Below are 24,762 nucleotides of genomic sequence, written 5' to 3'. Positions count from 1 at the left end.
ACCCGGCCTTAATTGCTGTTGCTGCTGACTTCACTCATGTTCTTCGCCGCGGAAGCGCCTGTACCGACAATCGATGCCGACGGCACCAACTGGCTGATGAAGCGATTCCAGCGAGTCACGTTGGCAGGACCTACGTAGACGACGTCCTGGGGACGTACTTCAAAGTGCGTGGCCAGCGCCATGGCGGTCGGTGATTCGGCTTGCAACTGGTAGACCTTCGCCGGTTCCACATCGAGGTTTTCAACACCCCTGATCACGTACACGGCGTTACCGTTGGAGGTGGTCTGACTCAATCCGCCGACCGAGCCCAGCACATCGGACAGGTTCATGGTGGCGGTCTTGAAGCTCAGTGCGCGCGGCTGGTTGACCTCACCCATGACGTAGATGCGCTTCTTGTCGTTGTACGGCAGATACAACTGGTCGCCACCCTTGAGGTAGACGCTCTGCAACTCGGAATCCGATTGATTGAGCGTGTCGAGATTGAGCGTATAGACCCGCCCGTTTCGCGTCAGCAACAGACCGGACAAGTCGGCGTTCGCCGTATCGATACCGGCCGAACCGAGGGCCTCGACCACACTGAGCGGGTTGGTGGAAATCGCTTGCGGACCGGCCTTCGAAACGGCGCCCGTCACCACGACTTTCTGGCTGGAAAAGCGCAACACGGCGACATCCACTTGCGGCTCCGCGATGAAGGCCGACAGCCTGGCTTCGATGTCCGCCCGCAATTGCTGGACGGTTTTACCGGCCGCCTGGACCTCTTTGATAAACGGGTAGTAGAGCGTGCCATCGGCACGCACCAGGCGACCGTTGGCGTCAATCTGCTGTTGCGCGCCGGAGGGTGCCGTCAGCTCCGGGTGGTCCCAGACCGTGATGTACAGGACATCGTTGCTGCCGATGCGGTACTCGGCCGGGGCCGCCAGCAATTCCGCCGGCACGGACTCACGCTTTTGCGTGGCCCTGTTCATGGAGATGAGCTTGGGTGTGATCGGAATGAGCTCGACCCGGCTGCTCTCACTGGCGCCCTGGCGTGTGATATCACTGGTGCTCAGGTATTGGCCGGGGGAAAACATGCAACCTTGTAAAGCGATGCTTGCCAACATTAAAAGAGAAAAACTACGAGTCATAATGGCACTACGCTATTCAAGGGCGAATCTAAAAACAAAGTCACCCGATTTGCATCGGGCGACCTTGTACTGCACCAACAGGTGTTTCAGTTAGTTGTGCGTGCCGGTTGTACCCGTGGTACCTGTCGTACCCGTGGTACCGCCGTTTGCACTTCCACCACTGTTGGACGCCGCTACAGCACTGGCGACCATTGCAGTACTGGCTGCAGTGGCTTGAGTCGCCGCCACGTTACCCAATACATTGGTCGCAGTTGTAAGCGGCGCTTCTACCGCGGACGCCCAGTTGCTCAACATCGTCAACAGGGCAATTGCCATCGCTTTCTTCATATCAACTCCTTTCTAACATTCAACCTGATAGAAATCGGGCATTACGTTAGAGGTGGTAGAGTTCAAGTCCGCGAAAAGTGCGAACAAGATCCGTTGTTCTTTCACAGTCTTACCCAACTGATAAAAGTCGAACGGCAGGTTTATATCTACGGACTTGCAAAAGGCATGGCCAGTGTATTTTCCCGACGATATCTAACAACCTGACCGGAAATAACATTGGGCTAAAACGCCATCATCCCAGGTAGCCTTTGGGGTGGTTCGATTGCCAGCGCCAGGTATCGATGACCATGTCCTGCAAGTTGCGCGTAGCCTTCCAGCCCAGCTCCTTCTGCGCCTTGGAAGGGTCGGCCCAGCTCTCGGCGATATCACCCGAGCGACGCGGCATCATCCGATAGGGCACCGGTTGGCCGCACGCCTGCTCGAACGCCCGCAGGACTTGCAACACGCTGTAGCCATCGCCCGTGCCCAGGTTCCAGGTATGGATGCCGGTGCGCCCGGCGATGGACTGCAAGGCCTTGAGATGCCCGTCCGCCAAGTCCACGACGTGGATGTAGTCGCGTACCCCGGTACCGTCGACCGTGGGGTAATCGTTGCCGAAGATCGACAACTCCTGCAGGCTGCCCACCGCCACCTGGCTGATGTAGGGCACCAGGTTGTTCGGAATGCCACTGGGGTCTTCGCCCAGATGGCCGCTGTCATGCGCGCCGATCGGGTTGAAGTAACGCAACAGCGCGATGCTCCAGCGCGGTTCGGCCAGGCTCAGGTCGCGCAATACATTTTCGACGATCAGCTTGGATTGACCGTAGGGATTGGTGGGGTTGCCCGTGGGGAAGTCCTCGCGGATCGGCATCTGCTCCGGCTCGCCGTATACCGTGGCCGATGAACTGAACACCAGGCGAAACACCCCGGCTGCGGCCATCGCCTGACACAGCGTGATGCTGCCGCTGACGTTGGTCTCGTAATACTCAAGCGGCTTGCGCACGCTCTCGCCCACAGCCTTGAGACCGGCAAAATGCAGGACGGCATCGATGGCATGCTGCTGGAAAATCCGGTCCAGCAAGGCCCGGTCGCACACATCACCGCGGATCATCAGCGCACTCTTGCCGCAAATGGCTTCCACCGCGTGCAATGCCGCGTCGCTGCTGTTGCAAAGATTATCCAGCACAACAACTTCATAGCCTGCCTCAAGCAGCGCGAGCGTGGTGTGCGAACCGATATATCCAGCTCCACCCGTTACCAGAATTTTCATAGCGCGGTCCATAGTGGGAAAAGTGCGAAGTTGCGTGTCAAGCCCCTCTTGTTAAAGCTGTGTGCTGATCCACACAAATAAGAGCGACAACAACCCAAAACAAAATTAGTTCAACGACTGGCAATAAATATTTTTTCAGGCCAAACTGTATTGCGGAATACTTATTAGCATTCCGACGCACTCACCACTATCAACAGATACCGACTAAAAATAACTAACAACTATCAACCCGACATCTCATAACATTGTCGCGTTATCCGCACATTGCTATTTGCCACTAGTGGCCACTCTCAGGTATTAAAGTAAGCCTTCAATAATCATTGAAACTTGCAATCACTCGTTATTGCGCGCACCCGTTGGCTGTGTTCCATGACTGTCCAGGATACTTTTATGATTCGTAAATGTTTGTTCCCCGCTGCCGGCTATGGCACTCGTTTCTTGCCGGCAACCAAAGCCATGCCCAAGGAAATGCTGCCGATCGTCAACAAGCCATTGATCGAGTACGCCGTCGAAGAAGCACGGGACGCCGGCCTGCAACACATGGCGATCGTCACCGGGCGGGGCAAGCGCGCGCTGGAAGACCACTTCGACATCAGCTATGAGCTGGAGCACCAGATTCGCGGCACCGAGAAAGAGAAGTTCCTGGCCGGAACCCGCGAGCTCATCGACACCTGCACCTTCTCCTACACCCGCCAGGTGGAAATGAAGGGCCTGGGCCACGCGATTCTCAGTGGCCGTCCGTTGATCGGCGACGAACCCTTCGCCGTGGTACTGGCCGATGACCTGTGCCTGAACCTGGAAGGTGATGGCGTGCTCACGCAAATGATCGAGCTCTACAAGAAATTCCGCTGCTCGATCGTGGCCATCCAGGAAGTCCCCCGCGACCAGACCCACAAGTACGGCGTGATTGCCGGCGAGCCGATCTCCGACGGGATCTACCGGGTCAACAACATGGTGGAAAAACCGGCCCCGCAGGACGCCCCGTCGAACCTGGCGATCATCGGCCGCTACATTCTGACGCCGGATATCTTCGACCTGATCGCCGACACCGAGCCGGGTAAAGGCGGGGAAATCCAGATCACCGACGCGCTGATGAAACAGGCGCAGAACGGCTGTGTGCTGGCCTACAAATTCAAGGGTTTGCGCTTCGATTGCGGCGACGCCGAGGGTTACCTGCAGGCGACCAACTTCTGCTACGAAAACGTGTATTTGAAGGGCCGCTAAGACGGCTCCAACACCCGAAGCCCACTCTTCATTCAGGCAGGCCAACCATGAACATTGCACAACTCTCGGCATACATTGAAATGGAGGTGGGCAACCTCGGGGTGATGTCCTCGTTATCGCGCCATCAGCGGTTGCCGAGCGCCAACGAATCCTGGCTCGGCCCCACTCTGCTGGTGGAACGAATCGGTATGTTTCCCTCTTCCGGAGACATCCGCCGGCCGATGCTCGACCCCTATCCCCTCCTCGCCCACCTGAAAAAGCTTTACCGCGGGCAGGCGCTGGAAATCGACGACCGCGATGGGCTGAAAGTGATATTCAGCGACTGGCGGTTCCGGGTGCGCATTTGCTGCAACGACCCGGCCATCATCATCAACGTGGAGACCCGTTGTGCTACGCAACTGATGCCGCTTAAAACCGCAGAGCTGCTGAGTCACCTGGAGACATTCGAAAATAGTCGCAGCTCCCTGTAGGAGCTGCCGCAGGCTACGATCTTTTGATCTTGATCGTTAAAATCAAAATCAAAAGATCGCAGCCTTCGGCAGCTCCTACATCACGCCGCAGACATTCAAAATGGTCGAAATTGTCGCAGCGCCCGCACCCGGAGACATTCGAAAAGCCGAAAATTGTCGCAGCTCCCTGTAGGAGCTGCCGCAGGCTGCGATCTTTTGATCTTGATCTCGAAAAACAAAATCAAAAGATCGCAGCCTTCGGCAGCTCCTACATCACGCGGGCATCGCAGCTGTCCTGCCCACCAGCAATCCAGCGATAGAAGTAATCGGCAATCACTCGCCCACCCGTGGCCGGAACCGGATGAATCTTGTCCGGGCCGATCATGGTGGCGGCATAACGCTTGAAGTCGGTGCCGAACGCGCACTGCAGATTGGCGTAACCGAGGTGTTCCTTGCGTGCCCAGAGCTCCAGGACTTGCGCATAGGCCGACATCGGGTAAGCACTGGAACGTGTGGTGTCCTGGCGCAGGATCAGGTTGATGCTCGCCGCCGGTTGAATCTCGCGGACCATCCCCACCAAGCCCTGAATGTTCTTCAAGTACTGCTCGGGTTTCACGCCAAAACCCTGGTCGTTGCCGCCCAGCATGATCAGGTAGATGTCGGCGGGAATCTTCGACACCACCGTCTTCCACTGCGCCTGCCAACGGCCATCGCTGTGATAGAAGTCAGCGGACGCCGCACCGGACGCCGCCAGTTTGGACACCCTCACGCCGCCCTGTTCGTTGCTCATCCACAGGCCAAAGAGCGTTGGCGCGCCTTTCACCACTTCCAACCGGAACGCCCAATCTTTGGCTGCCGATGTGCCCGGCAGTGGCACTTCCTGAACCCCTGAGCCTGCGAGCGTCAATGGTTGCCAGGATTGCGACGGTGCCCAACGGTAGCGAACCTCATTGGGTTCGCCATTGCCGAGGTAGAGCAATTTCGCTTGAGTGACAGTCGTGTCGATGGCCGGTGTCGGATCGGCATCGATCTCCAGCCAGGCGCCGGGCCGACCGGTAAGGGTGCGACTGTCGGGGCTGGCCTGGCCAAGGGCGGACAATTGCCAGTCACCGCCGAAGTACTTCTCACTGCTGCGGGTGTATTTGAAGTGCGTGCCGCCAAGTGCCGCGCCGTGGTTGAAGCCGACATAGCCGGGACCGGCGAAACCCGTGTCCCCGGCCAGCCGCTGCACCAGTTTGTTCAGATAGAAATCCTGCCCGGCGCTGTAGCTGTCGCCGATCACCGAGATGGACAGGACCGTCCCACCCTTCCCTTCGCGCCACTGGCCGAACCGTTCGCGAGCGTCGCCGACCTCGACCACTGACGCCGCAACAGGCTGGACGTCATCAAGTGCCAACATGCATCGTTTCCTTTACTCGGACACTCATCAGGTCTGCGGCACCGGGGCGACGTTTGCCGGCGTTTTTTTCGCCGCCGCACGCTCACCCAGGAACAGCACGGAGGTGAAGTTGAATCGACTGAAAACCATCGACAGCACCACCGGCCCCAGCAAGCCACACGTCAGGCCACCGAACACCAGAAGGCTTTCGTCCTTCACGCCCAACCGCCCCAGGACAAACCGCGAAGTGGCGGCAAACAACACATGGAACAGGAAGATCGCGTAGGAATACCCGCCGAGCCAGGTCAGCCATTTCGAGCGCATGTCACTCGACAGCAACGCAATGCAGGACACGCAACCCACGGTCAAACCGATCAGGCTGCGGCGGTCGACGATCAACTCGCGATCCACCACCGCCACGTACAGCAGCGTCAGCGAGATCAACACAAACACCAACGGCCCGATCACCTTGAACCGTTGCTTCAACCCATCGACATTTTCCTGGCCAATCATCCCCGCCACAAAAAACGGTAGCAGGTAGATCGCGCCGTTGATGCCGAACGCATCGAACTTGAACGGCGGTAGCAAAAACAGCACCGCCGCAAAGGCGAACAGCAAATACAGGCGCGTCGCCGAACGCAGCAAACCACGCCACTCCAGCAGGCCGACGAACATGAAAATGATGAACACCGCCTGCAAGAACCAGAAGTGGTTGATCGGCACCCAGAACGACAACAACGCATCGATCACGCCGACGTCCTTGTTCACGCCCGGGCCTACCGCCTGCAATACAGAGAACGGCACGCCCACGCAGAACAGCGGCACGATCAGCCGCCGGACCTTGCCGGAGAAGAACGCCGAAAAGTCATTGCCGCGGATTTTGTAGATGGAGTAGATGTAACCGGAAATGAAGGTGAACAGCGGCATGCGCACGTACACCATGGAGTCGGCGATCACCCGGAACGGCGAGCCCAGGTCTATTTTCAAGCCGCCGCCCAACGGGCCGATGACGTGATAGAGCACCAGCAGCAGGCACGCCAGGCCGCGCAGGGTTTCGATCTCCAGGGACTTTTTCTTGCTCGACATAAAGCACCTGCCTCAATTCAGAATTCTTGATTCAACCTGCACCGGCTTGTTCGCCCGCAACATCAACCCCAGGCCCACGAACAGCACCGGCACCACCATCGAGAAGTGCCGTGCGAAGGAGCCGAAGTCCGGCTCGAACAACCCTTGAACCAGCAAAAATGCCAGCGGAATCGCGATCAGTTCCTTGGGTTTGGTCTGGATCGGCGCGCCTTTGTAATCGGTCGAGGTGATGACTTTGAACAGCAGCAACGCGGTCATGATCATCAACGCCACGAAGATCACCTGCCCCGGCCCCGACAGCAGAATCAGCTCCACCGGGAACGACAACCGGAAGAAGATGATCATCGAGTCCAGCGCCTGGGAGACAAAGTCGCTGCCGCTGAGCCACGAGACGATCAACGACTTGGACCCCTCCTCGCCCGCCGTGCGCAGTTCGTTGTTACTGGCGCGAATCGACGACACCGGAAACCCGAGCGCCACCTGGATCGCCATGGCGACCGCCAGGTAGAACAGGAACAGCATCAGGAAGAAGGTGAAGCGCGAGACATACTTCTTCATCACGCAGACGCCGACCCAGGACAGTGAAAACAGAATCCAGTAGGGCCGGATCAGCACGCCGTAGATCACCGCTGAGAGGAAAAATCCGCCGCGATATTTGCGCGTCAACGAGCTGAGCAAAATGCTCAACACCGCCACCGACACGATGATTTCCTTGGTCAGGTTTTCCAGGAAAAACGAGCGAACGATGCCCCACAGACACAGCGTGCCGAAAATCGTCAGGGGCATGCGCCGGAAGACCACCACGGGAATCGCCGTGAGGAAAAAGTTGCAGAACATGCCGTAGGCCCAGGCATTGGTCAGATTGATCCCGGTGGGCCGCAGCAGAAACGCCGAACACTCATAGGAAGAGCGGTCCGGCGAGAACGGGTTCCAGAAATTGCAGTTGTCGGCACGGGCGTAGGACGACCACAAGGTCATGGCGTCCGGGCCCGGATCGCGGGGGACCAACAGCGGCATGGCCACCGACAGAAACAACCCGGTGAAGAGGATCAGGAACGAAATCGAGGAATCGAGTCTCTTGCCGCGAAACTCGATGCACGGCAGCTTCAACCCCATGCCAAAGCCCCTTTCGGCCGGATCACACGGGTCAACACGGCAATCACGCCGAGCTGCACGATGATCGCAAAGACATTGCCCCAGGCAGCGCCGTAGATCGAATAGTGCTTGATCAGCACGTAGCTGACCGGCACCGAAACCAACAAGCAGATCGCCGCACTGGCCAGTGATACCCGGCTGTTCTTCGAGGCAATCAAACCACCCCAGACGATGTCGCCAATCGCACGCAACGCGAAGGAAAAAATCAGCACGCCAAGAATCGCATTGTCTGGACGCGGAACACTCGTGGCGACGTAATCGAGCACAACGTTGAAGAACAGATAAATCAGCACCGCCACCGCAGCGGACACCACCAGCGAGCGCATGACCCATTTGTTCACGAACAGTTGCCGGACCGTGAACGGCTGTGGATCAGCCTGAAAACGCTTGGCGAGCACCGGAATGCCGACCACCGCCACCACTGCATAGGACAGCGCCTGCAAGGTATTGGCCGCCGACCAGGCGTACACGTATTTACCCAGGCTGGCGTAGGGTTCCAGATCGACGATCAGAAAACGCTCGGCGTACTGACTCAACGCGATCAAGCCTGTGCCGAGATAGAACGGCAGCCCGGCCTTCCACACGGTTGCCGTGGCCAGCGTCCCGCTCGCCCGGCCTTTGTGCACCCTCACCACAATCAGGTAGCCAGCCACGATCACCAGCACGTTGGCCGCCACCCACAACCACAGCACACTGGCGATCCCGGACACCCGGCCGAGCATCATCCCGCCGACGGCCAACAGCGCCCAGAGGCCGGTCTTGATGAAAAACAGCAGCGCGCCGGCCGTGGCTTTCTGCGCGGAAAACACGAAGGAGTTGATTTCGAACGACAGGTGTTCGGTGAGCAGAACCAGGGTCACGCAGAGGATCAGCGCGGTCGTCGCCTCGACCGTCTGGAACAGCGAATACACCAGCACCGTCGCCACCGACAACAGCAGCCCCACGGCCAGGTACAGCAGCAGGACCTTGTCGACGACCCGTCGCGAACTGCCACCGACGCTGATCAGCCGATTGATTTCGGAACTGAAACCGACGCTGTAGAACTTCGACGCAATCAACGAGGCAGCGACCACCACGCCATAAAAACCCAGTGCCTCATAACCGAGGAAATGGGTGATCGCCAGCACCAGCAAAAACTTCGCGCCCAATGCCCCGCCGCGAAGCAGTAGCCGAAATATCATCGAACGATACCTTTGATGATGTCGTCCATGGCCACGGTTTTCGCCTCGATCTCGCGGCAGGTATCGGTCAGGCGCTTGCCAAAATTCGACAGCGCATTCGGTGCGTAGACCGTGTCGATGATGGTGTCGACGTTGATGTCGCCACCGTTGATCACCCAGTCTTCAACACCCATGTCCTGATAGGCGCCGAAACCTTTGCGCTCATAGCTGATGTGGTACGCCGGGACGCCGGACAGCAGCGATTCGATGGCGCCGTGCAGGCGCACGGAAATCACCAGGTCCGGCTGGTATTTGGCCAAGGTCGCTTTCAATGGCAGCAGGTCTTCGGTAATGCCCAGTTCGCGATAGAACGCACCGTCATCGTTACCGCGAACGGCGCTCTGCACCGCGCAAACCACTTTGCTTTTGTTCTTCAAGCGCTGCAGCAGCAACTTCAGATTGGCCACGTAGGCAACCTTCTTCTCCTTGCTCCACTCCGGCGGCTTGCGCAGCACGACGCACACCGTTGCCGGCGATGAGGCGCAACGGGTGAACTTGGGCTGCATGAGGATTTTGCTGGCCAATGACTGGACCGCCAGATCCGGCGCGCGGTAGACATTTTCACAGGCATCGAAAATCGCCGATGAGCGATTGTCGCGCACGAACACCGCATCGGCGCTGGCGTAATGCTCGACGATCTTGCTGCTCTCGCCGTGGAACGGTCCGATGCTTTGCGGCAGATACACCGACGGCACTTTGCTGAGGATCGCCGTTTCCAGTTGCTTGGCGTGGCCCAGTTTCAACTTGATGTGTTCGAAGGCGCTTTTGGAGCGCATGTAGCCGCCACCGACGCCGACGATCAAATCGGTTTTCTTCAACAGATCCGCGAGACCGGCGTAGGACTGATTGAGGAACACCGCTTGCTTGACCCGCCCCAGCCCCTTGGCCGCCATGACCGGCGCGTCAAAACGCGGGTGCGGCAAGTAACTGAAAGACTCCGGATCGGAGGCCACGACACTGATCGAGGTGTCGTCACCAAAGTTTCGCTGCACCAGGGCAATGGCCAGATCCACGAGCAGACCGTCACCGGAGTTGGACGCACTGTAGCCATGCAAAATCGTTACATTCATATGCTTGAGTTCTACTTAAAAAGTGGGGGCGCGATACAGGTCATAGGTCTGGCGGATCATCAACGCGGCGCTGAAGCGCTCGCGGACGATGCTGCGCCCTTCGCTGCCAAGGTCGAGCAACCGCGGCTTCTGGATTTTCGTCAGTACATCGGCCAGCGCCTGGTGGTCACCGCTGGGGAAGACGTAGCCGGACACCTCGTTGGTGACCAGTTCGGGCAGCGACGTGCAGTTGCTGGCGATCACCGGCAAGCCCATGGCCATGCCTTCGAGCGGCACCATGGCAAAGCCTTCCCAGCGACTCGGGACGATCAGCGCATCGGCTTTGCGGTACAGCGCCTGGACTTCGCTCGGCGTCACCCACGGCAGGTATTCAACCCCTTCCATCGGCGGGCACTCGACCGAATCCTCGTTCACCGCGCTGCCAACCACCGTCAGTTTCAGGTCGCTGCGCTGGACGTTGGCGAAAGCCTTGAGCAACACGTCGAAGCCTTTCTGATAGTCGAGACGGCCGACGAAGAGCAGATGAATCGGCTCGGGACTGCTGGCTTTCGGCGCGTCATCCTTGTGATGTATGCCGTTGTAGATCAGCTTCATGCGCTTGCGCTCAATACCGAACCGCGCGGCTTTGTCGAGCTCGTACTGGCTGACGCAGATGATCACGTCGGTGACCTTCTGCAATACCCTCTCGATCCACGCGTAGGCTTTCTGCTTGGTCGGCGAGCTTTCCATCAGGAACGAAAAGGCATGGGGGCAGTAGACGACTTTCGGCTTGCGCCAAGGTCGCAACAGCACGCACACGCAACGCCCGATGACACCGGAAAAGGTGCTGTGCAAATGCACGACATCGGGTTTTTCCTTGAGCATCACCTGGGTCAGTCGCCAGGCGAAGCGCAGCAACGACGGCCCATTGCGTCCGGTCCGGGCGAAGGTGCGGATCTGTTGCCCGGCAATCCCGTGCAGTTCCTTTTCCTGATCCTGCGGGACCAGATAGACCAGCTCATAGCTGGCCGCGTCGCCTTCGGGCGAAGCCGAAATCGTACGGATCACCGTCGCGACGCCACCTTTGATCGTCTCTGCCACGTGCAGTATTTTTTTCACAACTCACCCACTTCAAACATGAAAGGACAACCGCTGACACTCAGGATTTGTCGGACGCGTATTCGTAGTTGTAGTAGCCGTAGCCGCCGTTGCCGTAGTAGCTGGCCGCGCGCTTCTCGACGCCGTTGAACACCGCGCCCTTCAACTCGATGCCGTTCTGGGCGAAGCGCCGAATCGTCAGTTCGATCTCTTTGGCCGGGTTCACCCCGAAGCGCGTGACAATCAGGCTGATCCCCGCTTCGCGACCGACAATCGCCGCATCCGTCACCGCCAGCAGCGGTGGCGTGTCGATGATCACCACGTCATACAGCTCGCTGAGTCGCGCCAGCAGCTCACGAAAGTTGGCGTGCATCAGCAGCTCGGAAGGATTGGGCGGGACCTGCCCGCGACTGATGAAATGCAGGTTGTCGACTTCGACTTTATTGATCGCCTGCTCGAGGCTGCAGCGCTTGACCAACAGGTCCGACAAGCCATTGGCGATCGGTGTATTCAGGGTCTTGTGCAGATGGCCTTTGCGCATGTCGGCATCGATCAGCACCACCCGCTGCCCGCTCTGCGCCATGACGGCCGCCAGGTTGGAGGAGACGAAGGTTTTGCCGACCTGTGGGCTCGGGCCGGAAATCATGATCCGGTTGTTGGTCGAATCCAGCCCGGCAAAGTGCAGGCAGGTACGCAAACTGCGGATCGACTCGATGGACAGGTCCGTCGGATTACGCAGGGCCAACAGGTACGCCGGCTTGTCCGCCCCGTCCTTGGCGCGAACTTTTTTACTGTCTTCTTCCTGTTGCAGCGCGCTGTATGGAATCGACGCGTACACCGGCAAGCCGAGTTGCTCGATGGCCTCCGGACCTTCCAGGCCTCGGCTCAGGGACTTGCGCAGCAACACCAGCGCGACTCCGAAAAAGGCACCGAGGAAGGTTGCAATCAGAACGATCAAGGCTTTTTTCGGTTTGACCGGGCTGGTCAGGTCGACATCCGCGGAGTCGATCAAGCGCACATTGCCCACCGCCCCTGCCCGGACGATGTCCAGTTCCTGGGACTTGTTCAGCAGTTGCGTGTAGATCTGCGACGCCACTTCCACGTCGCGGGTCAGGTTCAGCAGTTCCTGTTGCGTCGCCGGCAGGTCCTGGGCCTTGCTCTCCAGCGCCTTCTGCTGCTGGGTCAATTCGCCGATCTGGGTCATCAACGCGCGATACGCCGGATGCTGTTTGGTGAACTTGCGATCCATCTCCGCCTGTTGCATTTTCAGTTCGGAGATACGGGTGTCCAGACTGACGACCTGTTCCAGCACCGATTGGGTTTCGAGGGAAATGTTGACCGTCTTGCCGCGGGTCTGATAACCGTTGAGCGCATCGCTGGCCTTGGCCAGGTCGCGTTTGACCTGCGGCAGCTGACCTTGCAGGAACGCCAGGCTCTGCGCCGCTTCCGCCGATGTGCGTTGCACGTTCTGCTGCACATACAACGAAGCGATCTTATTGAGGATTTTCACTGCCTCGGCCGCGTCGCTGCTGGCCAGGGCCAAACGGATAATCCCCGACTCCTTGCCTTGCTCGGAAATATCCAGCGCATCCTGGTAACTCTGGATGGTCACGATCCGTGGATTGCGCACCACTTCGAAGCGGGTGCCAGGGTTCGCCGACAACTGAGCGATCTGCCCCTCTACTTCGTTCTGTTTGAACGCTTCGCCGGCGACGCCTTCGACCAGCAGGTTGTCGTTTTCATCGAACAACTGGAATCGATGCTGCTCGCCGGCGATCAGCGTGAGTTTCTTGCCCAGCCGCTCTTTCGGCAGATTGAGCCGGTTGATTTCCAGGCGCTCACCGCCCCAGGCGTAGCTGTTCAGGCCGAAACGCGGCGCCGCGACACTGGACTCGGTCTCGCCGCGATAACGTCGGGCGAGAAAACCGCCAATGACCGGGAAGGTGTTGGGGGTGACGTCGATATCAAGGCGCAGATCATCGACCGTTTTGCCGATCACCGCGCGGGACTTGATGATGCCGATTTCGGTCACCGACGGCGATTGCCCGCCGAGCATGCTGTTGAGATCGGAGAACCCGAGCATGTCGTTCTTCTTCGGTTCGACCTGCACCAGCGCGTTCGCCAGGTACACGGGCGTTGCCAAAACCGCATAGGCAACGCCGGTCGCCATGAAGGCACCGGTGAGCGCGCCGATCAACCATTTCTGGTCGATCAAACTGCCAAATATGCCGAGAAGATCAATGCTGTCTTGATCGTTGTCACGGGTGCCGATTACTGACGGTAACTGCATAAGTCTGTTCTTACCATTCACTGATCTGAAGAATATTCATCAATGTCCGAGGCGCTGCGCCCATGAGCTAACAGCATCTTCAATCAATGCATGGGCATGAATAAAAGCGGCCTTTCCTTGACGATACGGATCCTGTATTTCTCGCTCGCTCTGCCACTTTCCGAGCAGAAACACTTTGCCCCTGGCATGAGAGGCAATCTTCAGTACTTGTTTTACATGCTCTTTTTCCATGACCAGAATCAGGTCTGATTCATTAACGATGTCCGGTGTAATTTGCCGCGCCTTAAATCCCTGGGCACTGTGCCCATGATCTTCCAGAACCTGGAGGGCCGACGGTTCCATGGCCTCGCCAACCCGTGCGGCAAGGCCCGCCGAGGTGACAGTGATCGTTGAAGGGGCCAGCGCGTTACGCAGCAAAGTTTCTGCTGTCGGACTTCGGCAGATATTGCCCACGCAAACGACAAGGATCTTTCTGAACAAGGTTACTTTCCCGTGTAATATCAATAGGCCAATATGCCAGTGGGCTTTAGTGAACCCAAAAGACCTCGCGGCACTGAGAAATAGATTCGCCCTGTTAATACAAGTGCATTAAGTACCACAGCCCCCAAAAGCCACCCAACCAGAATTACCGGACCAAAAATAACTGTGATTTTCCGAAACTGATTGCCTGACAAAAAATAACATTCGCGCACTTCGCACCCTCGCAAGTATCGAAATGAAAGTAACGCGTCAACGATTGGAAAAAGTCATTACCCGCCAGGAGTGCAGGCATGAAAGCAGTACGTTTCAAACGGCTCACCGCCTCAGCCCTGTTAATGCTGGGTGCAGCCAGTCAGGTTTACGCCAGTGACTTGTTCCCGGTACTGGCTGCGAACAAGACCATCGGTGTCCAGGTGAAGATCCAGACCTTCTCCCCCACCGACGCCGAGCAAATCAAGGCCGCCGGCTTCGGATTCGTGCGCTTTGGCGTGTGGACCAACAGCCTGGGCGGCCCGGCGTATCAAAAGCAGATCAGCGATGCCTTTGCCGCAGCCAGGTCCGCCGATCTGCCGGTACTGATGACCGTACGCTCGACCAAGGCGCTGACCTCCGCGCCCGACAACACCAGCGAACTCGTTGCGGCGGGCGAATCCTTCGCCAGTTCGGTGAAGGGGCTGGAAAAATCATACGGCGCGCAGCTCGTCGCGATTGAAATATGGAACGAACCGGACCTGGCGAAGTACTGGCCAACCCGAAAGCTCGACACGACTTTTGTGCCGTTCATGAGTGCCCTGTGCAAGTCGATGCAGGACCAACCGCCATCGACGCCGCTGATCGGCTTTGGCTTCGCCCGGCCACCAAGTGCCGGCACGACGTCAGCATTGGCGCTGAAAAAAATCGTCGGTGAATACCCCCAATGCCTGAGTGCGATCTCCTATCACCCCTATGGCATGTCCGGCGAGCAGATCAGCAAGGCCCAGGCGTTTATTCAGCAGAACTACCATCTGCCGGGCGTCATCAGTGAATGGGGCGTGCCCTCCCTCAGCTCAAACGGCGGGATTGAAGCCCAGGCCAGCAAAGTCAGCACCTTCATCGCCGACGTCAAGAAGCTCGACATCCCGCTGACATCGATTTACGAGTGGAAAAACAGTGAAACAGGCAGCAACGACCGGGAGCGGAATTTCGGTTTCCTGACCTCCGACGGCCAGGCGAAACCGGCGAAAATGGCCGTCTCTACCCAGTTGAAAACGCAGTAGGACGAACGTCCACGGGGCGCTGACGGTCAGTTGCTTTGAACCTGTGCCGCGTTTCGGCATCGTATTCATCGATACCACGCCCCGCCTTTCAAACAATTGTTTTCAGGTTGTTGCCGCAGGGGCCGTCTATACACGTACACGCCCTTGAGTGGCTGTCAGCGCTCGGGTAATGTCATCAGACCCATAGGACAGAGCACGCTCATGACTTCCAAGCTGGAACAACTCAAACAAATGACCACCGTGGTTGCCGACACCGGCGACTTCGAAGCGATCGCTCGCGTTAAACCGGTGGACGCCACCACCAACCCTTCCCTGCTGCTCAAGGCCGCGGCCATTCCTGCGTATGCCGAGCTGCTGAACGCCAGCGTCAACGACTGCAAGGGCGATGTGGGCCTGGCCAGCGACCGTTTTGGCGTGGCCGTGGGTCAGGAAATCCTGAAAGTGATCCCGGGCCGCATTTCCACCGAAGTGGATGCGCGCCTGTCGTTCGATAGCGATGCCATGTTGAAGCGCGCCCATCGCCTGATCGAGCTGTACGACAAGGCCGGCATTGGCCGCGACCGCGTACTGATCAAGATCGCCTCCACCTGGGAAGGCATCCGTGCCGCCGAGATCCTGGAAAAGGAAGGCATCCAGACCAACCTGACCCTGCTGTTCTCCTTCGCCCAGGCAGCCGCCTGTGCCGATGCCGGTGTGTTCCTGATTTCGCCGTTCGTGGGCCGTATCTACGACTGGTACAAGAAAGCCAACGGCAACGATTACACCGGTGCGGATGATCCGGGCGTGCAGTCGGTGACGCGCATCTACAACTACTACAAGGCCAATGACTACAAGACCGTGGTCATGGGGGCGAGCTTCCGCAATCTGGGCCAGATCGAACAACTGGCCGGCTGCGACCGCCTGACCATCAGCCCGGACCTGATCGACAAGCTGGCAGCGGATACCGGCAAGCTGGAGCGCAAACTGGCGCCAGGCCATGCCGGCGAAGCGCGCCTGAGCCTCAACGAGTCGCAGTTCCGCTGGTTGTCCAACGAAGATGCGATGGCGACCGAAAAGCTGGCTGAAGGTATTCGTCAGTTCGCGCGGGATCAGGAGAAGCTTGAGGCGTTGTTGCAGGCCAAGCTGTGATCTGAGCGAGCGTCATGCAAAAAGGGCGAACCCTCACGGGTTCGCCCTTTTTTATGGTGCGTTGCTTTGTGGCAGATGATGATGTGTGGCGAGGGAGCTTGCTCCCGTTGGGCTGCGAAGCGGCCCCAAAGGCTACAACCGAGTGGCATCAGGCACACAACAATCGAAGGTTTTACGACTGCTGCGCAGCCGAGCGGGAGCAAGCTCCCTCGCCACAGGTCAGCAGTGTTCTCAGGATTTACAGGAAATCAGTGGCGTTCGAGCGCATTCACCAGGTCATGGAAGGCTTCACGATTGGTATCGTTCAGGCCCATGAGGATCTTGTGCGCTTCGAGCACCTTGATCCGCACCACTTCTTCGGACTGATCCTGGTCTGGCAGGTCGTCCAGGCATTCCGGGCATGGCACCGGCTTGTCGACGATGTTGAAGACCTGCTCGAAGCCCATGGACTGCAGCAGTCGCGTGATGTCTTCGTGGGTGGTGACGACGGTCGGCAGCAGTCCGACTTTCTGCCGCGACAGGATCGACAGCTTGGCCAGCAGGCCAAGCGTGGTGCTGTCGATGCTGCGGGTTTCGGTCAGATCGATCACGATCGCGTTGAAATTCAACGCGCTGAAGATCCGCTCAATAGTCGCATCCAACGCCGAACACAGGGTCAGGCGAACTTCACCGACGAACTTCAGGACGAAGGTGCCGTCCTGCTCGGCGAACTGGATTCTACCGGTACTCATCAAAGATTCCTGCTCAACACCAACAGGGCGATATCATCCGGCATCTCCCCTAGCGTGGCCAATCCAAAAACCTGCCGCAGCCCATCCAGGGTGCCGCCCGCCGCCTTGACCCTTTGGGGCAACGCCGCTTCTTTTTCTTTGAGTGTGGGTTCTGGCAAAAGGTCCAGAATGCCATCAGACATCAGCGTCAGGCTGAACGTCGGTGGCAATTCCAGCACGTGGTCTTCATAGGTGGCTTCATTGAAGAGGCCCACCGGCAGGCCACGCCCTTCCAGATAACGAACACTGTCTGGCGTGTACAACACTGGCAACGGCAAATGACCGCCGATGCTATAGGTCAACAAACCGGTCTCCTCGTCGATGACTCCACCGACCATTGTGACGTGTTTACCCAGCTTACAACTGATCAGGCCCCGGTTGATATGACCAAGAACCTCTGAAGGCTTGAATTCCGGCAAGGTGCCGCTGCGCTTGGATTCGAACAGCAGGCGCGTGGTCATGAACTTCAACAGCACGGTGACGAAGGCTGAAGAGGCGCCATGCCCGGAAACGTCCGCCAGGTAAAACGCTACCCGACGCTCGTCGACGCGAAAGTAGTCGACGAAATCACCCGACAGGTACAGAGACGGGATGATCTGGTGAGCAAATTTGAACTCGTCGATGGTCCACGGGCTGACCGGCAACATGTTCATCTGCACCTGGCGACCGGCGTTCTGGTCTTCCTGGAGCAGGTTCAGGCTGGCTTCGAGCTCGCGGTTGGCCTTCTCCAGCTTCTCGCGGTAGCGCTGGTTCTCCAGCAGCAGGCGCGCGCGATCCAGGGCCCGGCGCACAGAGTGCTCGAGCACGGCCAGATCTTCGAGAGGCTTGATCAGGTAGTCCGCCGCGCCCAGGCGCAGGGCCTCGACCGCGTCGTTCATCACCCCGGCACCCGACACCACGATCACCGGTGTTTGCGGCGACAGCTCGGTGACCTGGCGGATGAGTTCGAGTCCGCCCATCTGCGGCATGCGCAGATCGCAGATGACCAAGTCGGGCTTGTCTTGCTCGAATACCTGAAGACCCTGCTGGCCATTGCTGGCCTGCAAGACGCTGAAACCACTGTCTTCCAAATAGGCGGCGAGGCTCGCGCGCACTACTTCGTCATCATCGATTATCAGCAGCGTGGCACTGGTTTTTGGCATGTGGGCAAACGGCGCCAGAATTAGGTTGGCGTAGCAGGCGGGGATTTTGACCCGGCACTCACTACTGGATTCGCTTTCTAGCCTCTCTGTCGCACCGCTTTCGGGCATTTGCCCTACACACGTGTACACCAGAGGTGCCCTTCTAAGGCGCAGACGGTACTCCCATCCGCGGGGCGTTTCAAGCTCACGCCGATGGTCGCTTGACGTCTTTGTTTGTCAAATCACCGAGAGTTATAAGAACAGTCAAATCCGTAACCCAATGGAAGGTTCGAACCCACGAGTCAAACCGCTCGGGACGCCAGTGAAAAGCGCGATTTCATTCGCATGCGGGTCCTCGCAAACAAAAAAAGGCGACCTTGATGGCCGCCTTTTTTCAGTTTACCGGTCGAGATCAGAAATCGTCTTCGACCTGACCGTCTTTCACCTTGAATTCCCGGTTCTGCAAGTACGCATTACGGATGAAGGTGTACTTGTCGCCAGTGATCAGCTTCTCGCTCGACAGCAGGTTGGCACGCGTATCGATGATGTCCAGGGCGAAGAACGAGTTACGCACGGGAACGTCGTTTACGTAGCGATAGGCGCCCGTGTAGCTGTCGACGTACTTGGACGGTGCATCGCGCAAGGTGCTTGGACCCAGCAGCGGCAGCATCACGTAAGGGCCGCTGCCGACACCCCAGTAACCCAACGTCTGGCCGAAATCTTCGTCATTGCGCTGCAGGCCCATTTTGGTGCCGACATCAATCACGCCCAGCAAGCCGAAGGTGGTGTTGAAAATGATGCGTGCGGTATCAACGCCCGCGGCACGAGGCTTGGCCTGCAGGATATCGTTGGCGAGGTTGCGCACATCGCCGATGTTCCGGAAAAAGTTGTGAACGCCGTCCTCGACAAACTGCGGTGTTATGTACTGGTAGCCCTGGGCCAAGGGCTTCAGCGCATAGGTGTCGATCACGTCGTTGAACTTGTAGATCGGGCGGTTGACGCTTTCCCAAGGATCATCTTCCGAGGCTGCCTGGGCAACGAACGGAACCAGCATCACACTGGCGCATACACAAATCCTGGCTAGATGATTGCTCCAGCGCATAGAAAAAAAACTCCTTGGTTTGTACCGGCTCGGGCACCTGGCCCGGGCAATAAGTGGGCAAGTATAAGACGTAAACGCCGTTTAAGGCACTTTGCACTCATCCCGCGCCGGAGGAATCGTGCCAACTGTGAGCGATTCACATCCATGTCACTCAACTGTCACCGTCTCCGGCTAGCCTTCTGGCTATTTCAGGGACGTCCATATGCCGCTCGCCGAAGCCTTGCCCCAAACCGCACCCCGCCTGACCGCCGTCCTGTTCGGCCTCAGTGGCTGCCTGGTGGATTTCGGCGCACACACCCGTCGCCACGGCAGCCACTCGGCCGAGCACGCCGAGTCCACACCTGGCGCACTGGACAGCCTGCTCAGTTTGCAGCGCCAGCAAATCCCCTGTGCCTGGCTCGATGAACTGCCCCCGGAGCTCAGCCAGTCCCTGGCGGCTGCGCTGCCGGAATGGATCAAACCATCGCAACATCCCGCAACAATTAGCCCGTGGCCCGCCCCGGACGCCTGCTGGCAAGCCTTGATGAACCTGAACGTTGACCGACTCGACGGCTGTGTACTGGTGAGCGGTGAACCGCGCCTGCTGCAAGCGGGGCTTAATGCCGGGTTGTGGACCATCGGCCTGGCGTCCTGCGGTTCGCTGTGCGGGTTGGCGCCCCGGCAATGGCAAGCGTTGACCCAGCAGGAGCGCGACATCAAACGCGGCAAGGCCACGGTGCAACTGTTCGGCCTGGGCGTGCATTCGGTGATCGATCACCTCGGTGAACTCGACACCTGCCTGGCCGATATCAGCCTGCGTCGCCTCAAGGGCGAAAAGCCCTGACCGAGATCATGCAGGTTAGGCGCGAGTGGATTAATCTAAAGGTAGCCATCGACCTTTGGCGCGCCGCCATGGTCTATGCCAGTGCCTATCGATAGAAGGAAGAACGCTATGCCTGCCCGCGAACTGCAAGAACAGCTCAATGCCCTGCGCGAGCAATTGGAACAGAATCCTCCATTGTCCGATGTTGAACGGGAAGATCTGCACGTGCTGATGCAACAGATCGAACTTGAGCTTGAGCTCGAAACCAAGACCAAGGATTCCAGCATCGCCGACAACGTCAACCTCGCCGTCGAACGCTTCGAACTCGAACACCCGACCCTTGCCGGCACCCTGCGCAACATCGGGCAGGCCTTGGCCAACATGGGGATCTGAACCCTCCTGATGCAAAAAACCCCGCTGGCGATGGCGGGGTTTTTTCGTTTCTGCGCCTGGCAATACAGCCCATTGTGGGAGCGAGCCTGCTCGCGAATGCGGTGTGTCAGTCATCATTGATGTTGAATGTCATAACGCTTTCGCGAGCAGGCTCGCTCCCACAGGGTTACGTTACTGGCGGACCAGGCGATGGTTCGGCAGTTGCACCGCTTCAGTGCTGCGATACGGGTTGATATCCAGCCCGCCACGACGCACATAACGCGCGTACACCGTCAGTTTCTCCGGTTTCAGCAACCGCTGCAGGTCGAGGAAGATCCGCTCCACGCACTGCTCATGGAAGTCCGAGTGCTGACGGAAGCTAACGATGTACTCGAGCAGACTCGCGTGATCCAGCGCTGCGCCACGGTACTCCACCGCCACGCTGCCCCAGTCCGGCTGGCTGGTGACCGGGCAGTTGGACTTGAGCAAATGGCTGTGCACGCTCTCCTCGACAATGCGCGAATCATCGCAACGCAGCAGTTCCGGCCGTGGATGCTCGTAGTTGCTGACGCTGATATCCAGTTCATCGATGCACACGCCCGGCAAGGCCACGACGCCTTCGCGCTCGACATCCTTGAGACTGCGAATGCGCACGCCCACCGGCTTGCCGGCAGCCGCCGACAAGTCCTTGGCCAGCGTCGCCTCAAGGCTCGCGGTGTCGGCAAACGGCGTCTGGTTCAGGGAGTTGAGGTAGAGCTTGAACGATTTCGATTCGATGATGTTCGGCGAATCCGCCGGAATGCTGAATTCGCCGATCGCCACCACCGGCTTGCCCGAAGGCAGCAGCCAGGACAGTTCGAAGCAGTTCCAGAAGTCCACGCCTTTGTACGGCAGGGTTTCAGCCGTCAGGCCCAGTTCCGCCCACTTCGCGGTGCGCGGGATCGGGAACAGCAGGGACGGAGTGTAGGTGGCGATGTATTCGCTGGACTTGCCCAGCGGCGAGTGTTCGGCTGCGGGATGCATGGCGGAAACCTGACTGAAGAATCAGCGGATTCTATCAGCCTTTGCTCCCGCCTTTGAGTGCTTACTGACTGACAGTCAGTTTGCCGACCATGCCGGCCTGGTAATGACCGGGGATGTTGCAGGCAAACTCAAGGTTGGTGGCCTTGCTGAAGGTCCAGGTCAGCTCGGCGGTCTTGCCTGGCTCCACCAGCACGCTGTTGGGGTCGTCATGCTTCATGCCGTGATCCATTTTGCCGTGATCCATGCCGGCCATGTTGCCGTGGTCCATGGCCTTCATGCCGGTTGGCGTCAGCATGCCGCTTTGTTGCATCTGCAACATTTCCTGCTGGTGCCTGGCGTGCATCGCCGCGTCTCCCAGGTTGAACTCATGCAGCAACCGGCCTTTATTGACCAGCACGAAGCGCACGGTTTCCCCGGCCTTGATGTCGATGGCCTTCGGCGTGAAGGACATGTCCCCCATGACCACTTCGACACTGCGGGTCGCCTTGGCAGCCGGGGCCGGTTGGCCGAAATCGTAGGCATGCCCGCCGTCCGCCCACACCGGTGAGCTCAGCGCCAGCAAACAGAGGGTTTGCGCCAGGGATTTGCGTAAAAACATCGTCGTACTCCAACAAGATAAGGCTCAGCGTGAGGAAAACTCTAAACTGCTGCCACTGCCCGTAACCTGACAGCCAGATTACAACTTTGTCAGGTTGACCTGTATGAACGCTGCCCACGGTATAAAGCGTTCGTTCCATTTGCCATGAGTCGCCCATGAAACTGCTGATTGTCGAAGACCAACCGAAGACCGGCCATTACTTGCGTCAGGGTCTGGCCGAGGCCGGATTCAACACGGAACTGGTGGCCGACGGCAGCACCGGCCAGCAACTGGCCCTCAGCGGCGATTACGCCCTGCTGATTCTCGATGTGATGCTGCCCGGCCGCGATGGCTGGCAGATTCTGCAAGCCGTGCGCGGCGCCGGCCTGGACACGCCGGTACTTTTTCTGACAGCGCGTGATGCCGTGGAGGACAGGGTTCACGGCCTCGAACTGGGCGCCGACGACTATCTGGTCAAGCCGTTTGCGTTCTCCGAACTGCTGGCCCGGGTTCGCAGCCTGTTGCGTCGCGGTAGCGCCACGCCTCAGGAGACCAGCCTGCAACTGGCCGATTTGCGCCTGGACCTGATCCGTCGCCGGGTCGAACGCAGCGGCCAGCGGATCGACCTGACCGCCAAGGAGTTCGCCCTGCTGGAAATGCTCCTGCGCCGTCAGGGCGAAGTCCTGCCCAAGTCGCTGATTGCGTCCCAGGTCTGGGACATGAATTTCGACAGCGACACCAATGTCATCGAAGTGGCGATCCGCCGACTGCGCCTGAAGATCGACGATGAATTCCCCAACAAGCTGATTCACACCGTGCGCGGCATGGGCTACGTGCTTGAAGAGCGCCCTGCCTGATGCGCCGTCTCTCCTTGAGCAGCCGCCTGGCGCTGTTGTTTGCCGCCTGCACCGCCGTGGTGTCGTTGTTCGCCGGTGTGCTGTTCAGCCGCGCCAGTGAGGCGCACTTTGTTGAGCTCGACCAGCAATTGCTGGACGCCAAGCTGATGGGCTTGCGTCGGGCACTGCACGACTTTCAATCGAGTGACAGCGAAGTGAAGCTGACGGAGGAGCTGAGCCGGCAGGCTGATCTGTCATTGCGAATCACCGGCAGCGACGGTCAGCGCTGGTATGACAGCTCGACAAACATTCCGCAGCTGTTGCCGCGCCAGCCCGGATTGTCGACGGTGAGCCATGAAGGCATGGATTACCGCGTGCTGAATGCGCCGCTTGTTGCGGACAAACCCGACTCACCGCAACTGACCCTGATGCTGGACATCACCCACCACCAGCACTTTCTGCAACGCATGCAGCATCTGATCTGGCTGACCGTCGGTCTGTCAGCCCTTGCTACCGCACTACTGGGGGCCTGGGCGGCGCGCAGCGGCTTGCGCCCGTTGCGGCGCATCAGCGCGGTCGCCAGCGGGGTTTCCGCGCAATCGCTGAACATGCGGCTGCCTGAAGAAAACATGCCACCGGAACTGGCGGAAATGGCCCACAACTTCAACGCCATGCTCGGACGCCTCGACGACTCTTTTCAGCGCCTGTCCGCGTTCTCTGCCGACATTGCCCATGAATTGCGTACCCCATTGTCGAACCTGCTGACCCACACCCAGGTCACCCTCACCCGCCCCCGCCCCATCGAGGACTACCGCGAAGCCCTGCACAGCAACCTCGAGGAGCTGCAATGGATGGCGCAACTGGTCAACGACATGCTGTATCTGGCCAAGGCTGATCATGGCCTGTTGATGCCCAAGCGCGAGCCATTGGAGCTGGGACAGGAAGCGGATCTGTTGCTGGAGTTTTTTGCGCCGCTGGCCGAAGACGCCCGGATCGCGCTCACCCGCGAAGGGCTTGGCCGCATGGAGGGTGACCGCAGCATGTTGCGACGAGCGCTGTCCAATCTGCTGGACAATGCATTGCGGTTCACACCGGCCGAGGGCGAGGTCCGGGTGCTGATTGTCGAGCAGCCCAAGGGATTGAGCCTGACGGTCGAGAACAGCGGCGAAGGCATTGACGGGGCGTTGCTGCCGCGTTTGTTTGATCGCTTCTACCGGGCCGATCCGGCGCGGCAGGAAGGCAGCAGTGAGCATGCCGGGTTGGGTCTGGCGATTACCCAGTCGATCATCCGCGCCCACGGCGGGCAGATTCGTTGCGAGTCGAATGACGGATGGACCAGGTTTGTAATCGAGTTACCAAGGGAAAGCGCCCTGTAGGAGCTGCCGCAGACTGCGATCTTCTGATCTTGCCCTTGAAAAGATCAAAAGATCGCAGCCTTCGGCAGCTCCTACAGGGAGTGGGTCATGAATAGCGCAACGCGTCGCACGCCACGCCAAACCCTGCACAGCGGCAGATTCGTTGCGAATGGACCAGGTTTGTGATCGAGCTACCAAGGGAAAACACCCTGTAGGAGCTGCCGCAGGCTGCGATCTTTTGATTTTGCTTTTTAAAAACAAGATCAAAAGATCGCAGCCTTCGGCAGCTCC

24 protein-coding genes are annotated in these 24,762 nt (G+C 58.7%); 8 read left to right on the top strand and 16 right to left on the bottom strand.

Annotated features, from left to right (window positions below; genetic code table 11):
* Positions 1 to 8: 8 nt before the first annotated feature.
* The 3 genes from AC3WJW_RS12495 to galE all read right to left on the bottom strand — a co-directional run bounded on the left by AC3WJW_RS12495 (position 9) and on the right by galE (position 2,700).
* The gene (locus tag AC3WJW_RS12495) at positions 9 to 1,124 is read right to left on the bottom strand and encodes a polysaccharide biosynthesis/export family protein (RefSeq protein WP_493726182.1); all 1,116 of its coding nucleotides are present in this window, start codon (positions 1,122 to 1,124) and stop codon (positions 9 to 11) included.
* A 90-nt stretch (positions 1,125 to 1,214) separates the two neighbouring features.
* Positions 1,215 to 1,451 (bottom strand): hypothetical protein, encoded by a 237-nt coding sequence (locus AC3WJW_RS12490; RefSeq protein WP_102698709.1) that lies wholly within the window; start codon positions 1,449 to 1,451, stop codon positions 1,215 to 1,217.
* A gap of 232 nt (positions 1,452 to 1,683) precedes the next feature.
* Positions 1,684 to 2,700, bottom strand: a complete 1,017-nt coding sequence (galE, locus tag AC3WJW_RS12485) for a UDP-glucose 4-epimerase GalE (RefSeq protein ID WP_102698710.1) — start codon at positions 2,698 to 2,700, stop codon at positions 1,684 to 1,686.
* A gap of 390 nt (positions 2,701 to 3,090) precedes the next feature.
* Between galE and galU the strand changes: the two genes are divergently transcribed.
* Together galU and AC3WJW_RS12475 are read left to right on the top strand one after the other, a co-directional pair.
* Entirely contained in the window at positions 3,091 to 3,924 is an 834-nt protein-coding gene (galU, locus tag AC3WJW_RS12480; RefSeq protein WP_102698711.1) for a UTP--glucose-1-phosphate uridylyltransferase GalU, read from the top strand.
* Between the two features lie 47 nt (positions 3,925 to 3,971).
* The gene (locus tag AC3WJW_RS12475) at positions 3,972 to 4,394 is read left to right on the top strand and encodes a mannose-1-phosphate guanylyltransferase (protein WP_493726181.1); all 423 of its coding nucleotides are present in this window, start codon (positions 3,972 to 3,974) and stop codon (positions 4,392 to 4,394) included.
* 247 nt (positions 4,395 to 4,641) lie between these two features.
* Here AC3WJW_RS12475 and AC3WJW_RS12470 read toward each other — a convergent pair whose 3' ends face one another.
* From AC3WJW_RS12470 to AC3WJW_RS12435, 8 genes are read right to left on the bottom strand one after another with little or no spacing between them, the layout of a single operon-like run.
* Entirely contained in the window at positions 4,642 to 5,772 is a 1,131-nt protein-coding gene (locus tag AC3WJW_RS12470; RefSeq protein ID WP_493726180.1) for an SGNH/GDSL hydrolase family protein, read from the bottom strand.
* A 27-nt stretch (positions 5,773 to 5,799) separates the two neighbouring features.
* Positions 5,800 to 6,837, bottom strand: coding sequence for an acyltransferase family protein (locus AC3WJW_RS12465; RefSeq protein ID WP_493726179.1), 1,038 nt, complete (start codon positions 6,835 to 6,837; stop codon positions 5,800 to 5,802).
* A 12-nt stretch (positions 6,838 to 6,849) separates the two neighbouring features.
* Positions 6,850 to 7,953, bottom strand: coding sequence for a hypothetical protein (locus AC3WJW_RS12460; RefSeq protein WP_394597460.1), 1,104 nt, complete (start codon positions 7,951 to 7,953; stop codon positions 6,850 to 6,852).
* The gene (locus tag AC3WJW_RS12455) at positions 7,944 to 9,173 is read right to left on the bottom strand and encodes an MATE family efflux transporter (protein WP_493726178.1); all 1,230 of its coding nucleotides are present in this window, start codon (positions 9,171 to 9,173) and stop codon (positions 7,944 to 7,946) included. The genes AC3WJW_RS12460 and AC3WJW_RS12455 overlap by 10 nt, the downstream gene beginning before the upstream one ends.
* Complete coding sequence (locus AC3WJW_RS12450) at positions 9,170 to 10,282, bottom strand: polysaccharide pyruvyl transferase family protein (protein WP_493726177.1); 1,113 nt, start codon at positions 10,280 to 10,282, stop codon at positions 9,170 to 9,172. The genes AC3WJW_RS12455 and AC3WJW_RS12450 overlap by 4 nt, the downstream gene beginning before the upstream one ends.
* 15 nt (positions 10,283 to 10,297) lie before the next feature.
* Positions 10,298 to 11,380: a glycosyltransferase gene (locus AC3WJW_RS12445; RefSeq protein ID WP_493726176.1), complete on the bottom strand. Its 1,083-nt coding sequence runs from the start codon at positions 11,378 to 11,380 to the stop codon at positions 10,298 to 10,300.
* 40 nt (positions 11,381 to 11,420) lie between these two features.
* Positions 11,421 to 13,649: a polysaccharide biosynthesis tyrosine autokinase gene (locus AC3WJW_RS12440; protein WP_493726175.1), complete on the bottom strand. Its 2,229-nt coding sequence runs from the start codon at positions 13,647 to 13,649 to the stop codon at positions 11,421 to 11,423.
* Between the two features lie 39 nt (positions 13,650 to 13,688).
* Positions 13,689 to 14,129 carry a low molecular weight protein-tyrosine-phosphatase gene (locus AC3WJW_RS12435; protein WP_102698720.1) on the bottom strand — a complete coding sequence of 147 codons (441 nt, stop codon included), beginning with the start codon at positions 14,127 to 14,129 and terminating at the stop codon, positions 13,689 to 13,691.
* 290 nt (positions 14,130 to 14,419) lie between these two features.
* Between AC3WJW_RS12435 and AC3WJW_RS12430 the strand changes: the two genes are divergently transcribed.
* On the top strand, positions 14,420 to 15,385 hold the full coding sequence (locus AC3WJW_RS12430) for a glycosyl hydrolase family 5 (protein ID WP_493726174.1): 966 nt from the start codon (positions 14,420 to 14,422) through the stop codon (positions 15,383 to 15,385).
* 201 nt (positions 15,386 to 15,586) lie between these two features.
* On the top strand, positions 15,587 to 16,513 hold the full coding sequence (gene tal, locus AC3WJW_RS12425) for a transaldolase (RefSeq protein ID WP_102698722.1): 927 nt from the start codon (positions 15,587 to 15,589) through the stop codon (positions 16,511 to 16,513).
* 248 nt (positions 16,514 to 16,761) lie between these two features.
* On the opposite strand, the gene rssC is transcribed toward tal, so the two are convergent.
* The 3 genes from rssC to AC3WJW_RS12410 form a co-directional block, all read right to left on the bottom strand.
* Positions 16,762 to 17,244 carry an anti-sigma factor antagonist RssC gene (rssC, locus tag AC3WJW_RS12420; protein ID WP_007978612.1) on the bottom strand — a complete coding sequence of 161 codons (483 nt, stop codon included), beginning with the start codon at positions 17,242 to 17,244 and terminating at the stop codon, positions 16,762 to 16,764.
* Positions 17,244 to 18,425: a two-component system response regulator RssB gene (rssB, locus tag AC3WJW_RS12415; RefSeq protein WP_032829882.1), complete on the bottom strand. Its 1,182-nt coding sequence runs from the start codon at positions 18,423 to 18,425 to the stop codon at positions 17,244 to 17,246. The genes rssC and rssB overlap by 1 nt, the downstream gene beginning before the upstream one ends.
* A gap of 391 nt (positions 18,426 to 18,816) precedes the next feature.
* Positions 18,817 to 19,506: an MlaA family lipoprotein gene (locus AC3WJW_RS12410; RefSeq protein WP_104449709.1), complete on the bottom strand. Its 690-nt coding sequence runs from the start codon at positions 19,504 to 19,506 to the stop codon at positions 18,817 to 18,819.
* A 202-nt stretch (positions 19,507 to 19,708) separates the two neighbouring features.
* On the opposite strand from AC3WJW_RS12410, the gene pcrP reads away from it, so the two are divergent.
* Positions 19,709 to 20,329, top strand: coding sequence for an HAD superfamily inactivated hydrolase PcrP (gene pcrP / locus AC3WJW_RS12405; RefSeq protein WP_493726173.1), 621 nt, complete (start codon positions 19,709 to 19,711; stop codon positions 20,327 to 20,329).
* A 108-nt stretch (positions 20,330 to 20,437) separates the two neighbouring features.
* Positions 20,438 to 20,701 (top strand): DUF4404 family protein, encoded by a 264-nt coding sequence (locus AC3WJW_RS12400; RefSeq protein ID WP_218503624.1) that lies wholly within the window; start codon positions 20,438 to 20,440, stop codon positions 20,699 to 20,701.
* A gap of 171 nt (positions 20,702 to 20,872) precedes the next feature.
* Here AC3WJW_RS12400 and queF read toward each other — a convergent pair whose 3' ends face one another.
* Positions 20,873 to 21,703, bottom strand: coding sequence for an NADPH-dependent 7-cyano-7-deazaguanine reductase QueF (gene queF, locus AC3WJW_RS12395; RefSeq protein ID WP_102698726.1), 831 nt, complete (start codon positions 21,701 to 21,703; stop codon positions 20,873 to 20,875).
* Positions 21,704 to 21,764: 61 nt separating this feature from the next.
* On the bottom strand, positions 21,765 to 22,301 hold the full coding sequence (gene copI, locus AC3WJW_RS12390) for a copper-resistant cuproprotein CopI (RefSeq protein ID WP_493726172.1): 537 nt from the start codon (positions 22,299 to 22,301) through the stop codon (positions 21,765 to 21,767).
* A gap of 155 nt (positions 22,302 to 22,456) precedes the next feature.
* On the opposite strand from copI, the gene AC3WJW_RS12385 reads away from it, so the two are divergent.
* Together AC3WJW_RS12385 and AC3WJW_RS12380 are read left to right on the top strand one after the other, a co-directional pair.
* Entirely contained in the window at positions 22,457 to 23,137 is a 681-nt protein-coding gene (locus AC3WJW_RS12385; protein WP_493726171.1) for a heavy metal response regulator transcription factor, read from the top strand.
* Complete coding sequence (locus AC3WJW_RS12380; protein ID WP_493726170.1) at positions 23,137 to 24,492, top strand: heavy metal sensor histidine kinase; 1,356 nt, start codon at positions 23,137 to 23,139, stop codon at positions 24,490 to 24,492. Before AC3WJW_RS12385 ends, AC3WJW_RS12380 begins: the two co-directional genes overlap by 1 nt.
* Positions 24,493 to 24,762 lie beyond the last annotated feature (270 nt).

It is taken from the genome of Pseudomonas sp. GW821-FHT07G06, assembly GCF_058986625.1.
The sequence above is the reverse complement of the archived record's forward strand: the minus strand, read 5'-3'. Positions and strand labels throughout refer to the sequence as shown.

Bases quoted from the DNA above. Each gene is read 5' to 3' on its own strand.
- AC3WJW_RS12495 (WP_493726182.1), bottom strand. From the start codon at position 1,124: ATGACTCGTAGTTTTTCTCTTTTAATGTTGGCAAGCATCGCTTTACAA.
- AC3WJW_RS12490 (WP_102698709.1), bottom strand. From the start codon at position 1,451: ATGAAGAAAGCGATGGCAATTGCCCTGTTGACGATGTTGAGCAACTGG.
- galE (WP_102698710.1), bottom strand. From the start codon at position 2,700: ATGAAAATTCTGGTAACGGGTGGAGCTGGATATATCGGTTCGCACACC.
- galU (WP_102698711.1), top strand. From the start codon at position 3,091: ATGATTCGTAAATGTTTGTTCCCCGCTGCCGGCTATGGCACTCGTTTC.
- AC3WJW_RS12475 (WP_493726181.1), top strand. From the start codon at position 3,972: ATGAACATTGCACAACTCTCGGCATACATTGAAATGGAGGTGGGCAAC.
- AC3WJW_RS12470 (WP_493726180.1), bottom strand. From the start codon at position 5,772: ATGTTGGCACTTGATGACGTCCAGCCTGTTGCGGCGTCAGTGGTCGAG.
- AC3WJW_RS12465 (WP_493726179.1), bottom strand. From the start codon at position 6,837: ATGTCGAGCAAGAAAAAGTCCCTGGAGATCGAAACCCTGCGCGGCCTG.
- AC3WJW_RS12460 (WP_394597460.1), bottom strand. From the start codon at position 7,953: ATGGGGTTGAAGCTGCCGTGCATCGAGTTTCGCGGCAAGAGACTCGAT.
- AC3WJW_RS12455 (WP_493726178.1), bottom strand. From the start codon at position 9,173: ATGATATTTCGGCTACTGCTTCGCGGCGGGGCATTGGGCGCGAAGTTT.
- AC3WJW_RS12450 (WP_493726177.1), bottom strand. From the start codon at position 10,282: ATGAATGTAACGATTTTGCATGGCTACAGTGCGTCCAACTCCGGTGAC.
- AC3WJW_RS12440 (WP_493726175.1), bottom strand. From the start codon at position 13,649: ATGCAGTTACCGTCAGTAATCGGCACCCGTGACAACGATCAAGACAGC.
- AC3WJW_RS12430 (WP_493726174.1), top strand. From the start codon at position 14,420: ATGAAAGCAGTACGTTTCAAACGGCTCACCGCCTCAGCCCTGTTAATG.
- tal (WP_102698722.1), top strand. From the start codon at position 15,587: ATGACTTCCAAGCTGGAACAACTCAAACAAATGACCACCGTGGTTGCC.
- rssC (WP_007978612.1), bottom strand. From the start codon at position 17,244: ATGAGTACCGGTAGAATCCAGTTCGCCGAGCAGGACGGCACCTTCGTC.
- rssB (WP_032829882.1), bottom strand. From the start codon at position 18,425: ATGCCAAAAACCAGTGCCACGCTGCTGATAATCGATGATGACGAAGTA.
- AC3WJW_RS12410 (WP_104449709.1), bottom strand. From the start codon at position 19,506: ATGCGCTGGAGCAATCATCTAGCCAGGATTTGTGTATGCGCCAGTGTG.
- pcrP (WP_493726173.1), top strand. From the start codon at position 19,709: ATGCCGCTCGCCGAAGCCTTGCCCCAAACCGCACCCCGCCTGACCGCC.
- AC3WJW_RS12400 (WP_218503624.1), top strand. From the start codon at position 20,438: ATGCCTGCCCGCGAACTGCAAGAACAGCTCAATGCCCTGCGCGAGCAA.
- queF (WP_102698726.1), bottom strand. From the start codon at position 21,703: ATGCATCCCGCAGCCGAACACTCGCCGCTGGGCAAGTCCAGCGAATAC.
- copI (WP_493726172.1), bottom strand. From the start codon at position 22,301: ATGTTTTTACGCAAATCCCTGGCGCAAACCCTCTGTTTGCTGGCGCTG.
- AC3WJW_RS12385 (WP_493726171.1), top strand. From the start codon at position 22,457: ATGAAACTGCTGATTGTCGAAGACCAACCGAAGACCGGCCATTACTTG.
- AC3WJW_RS12380 (WP_493726170.1), top strand. From the start codon at position 23,137: ATGCGCCGTCTCTCCTTGAGCAGCCGCCTGGCGCTGTTGTTTGCCGCC.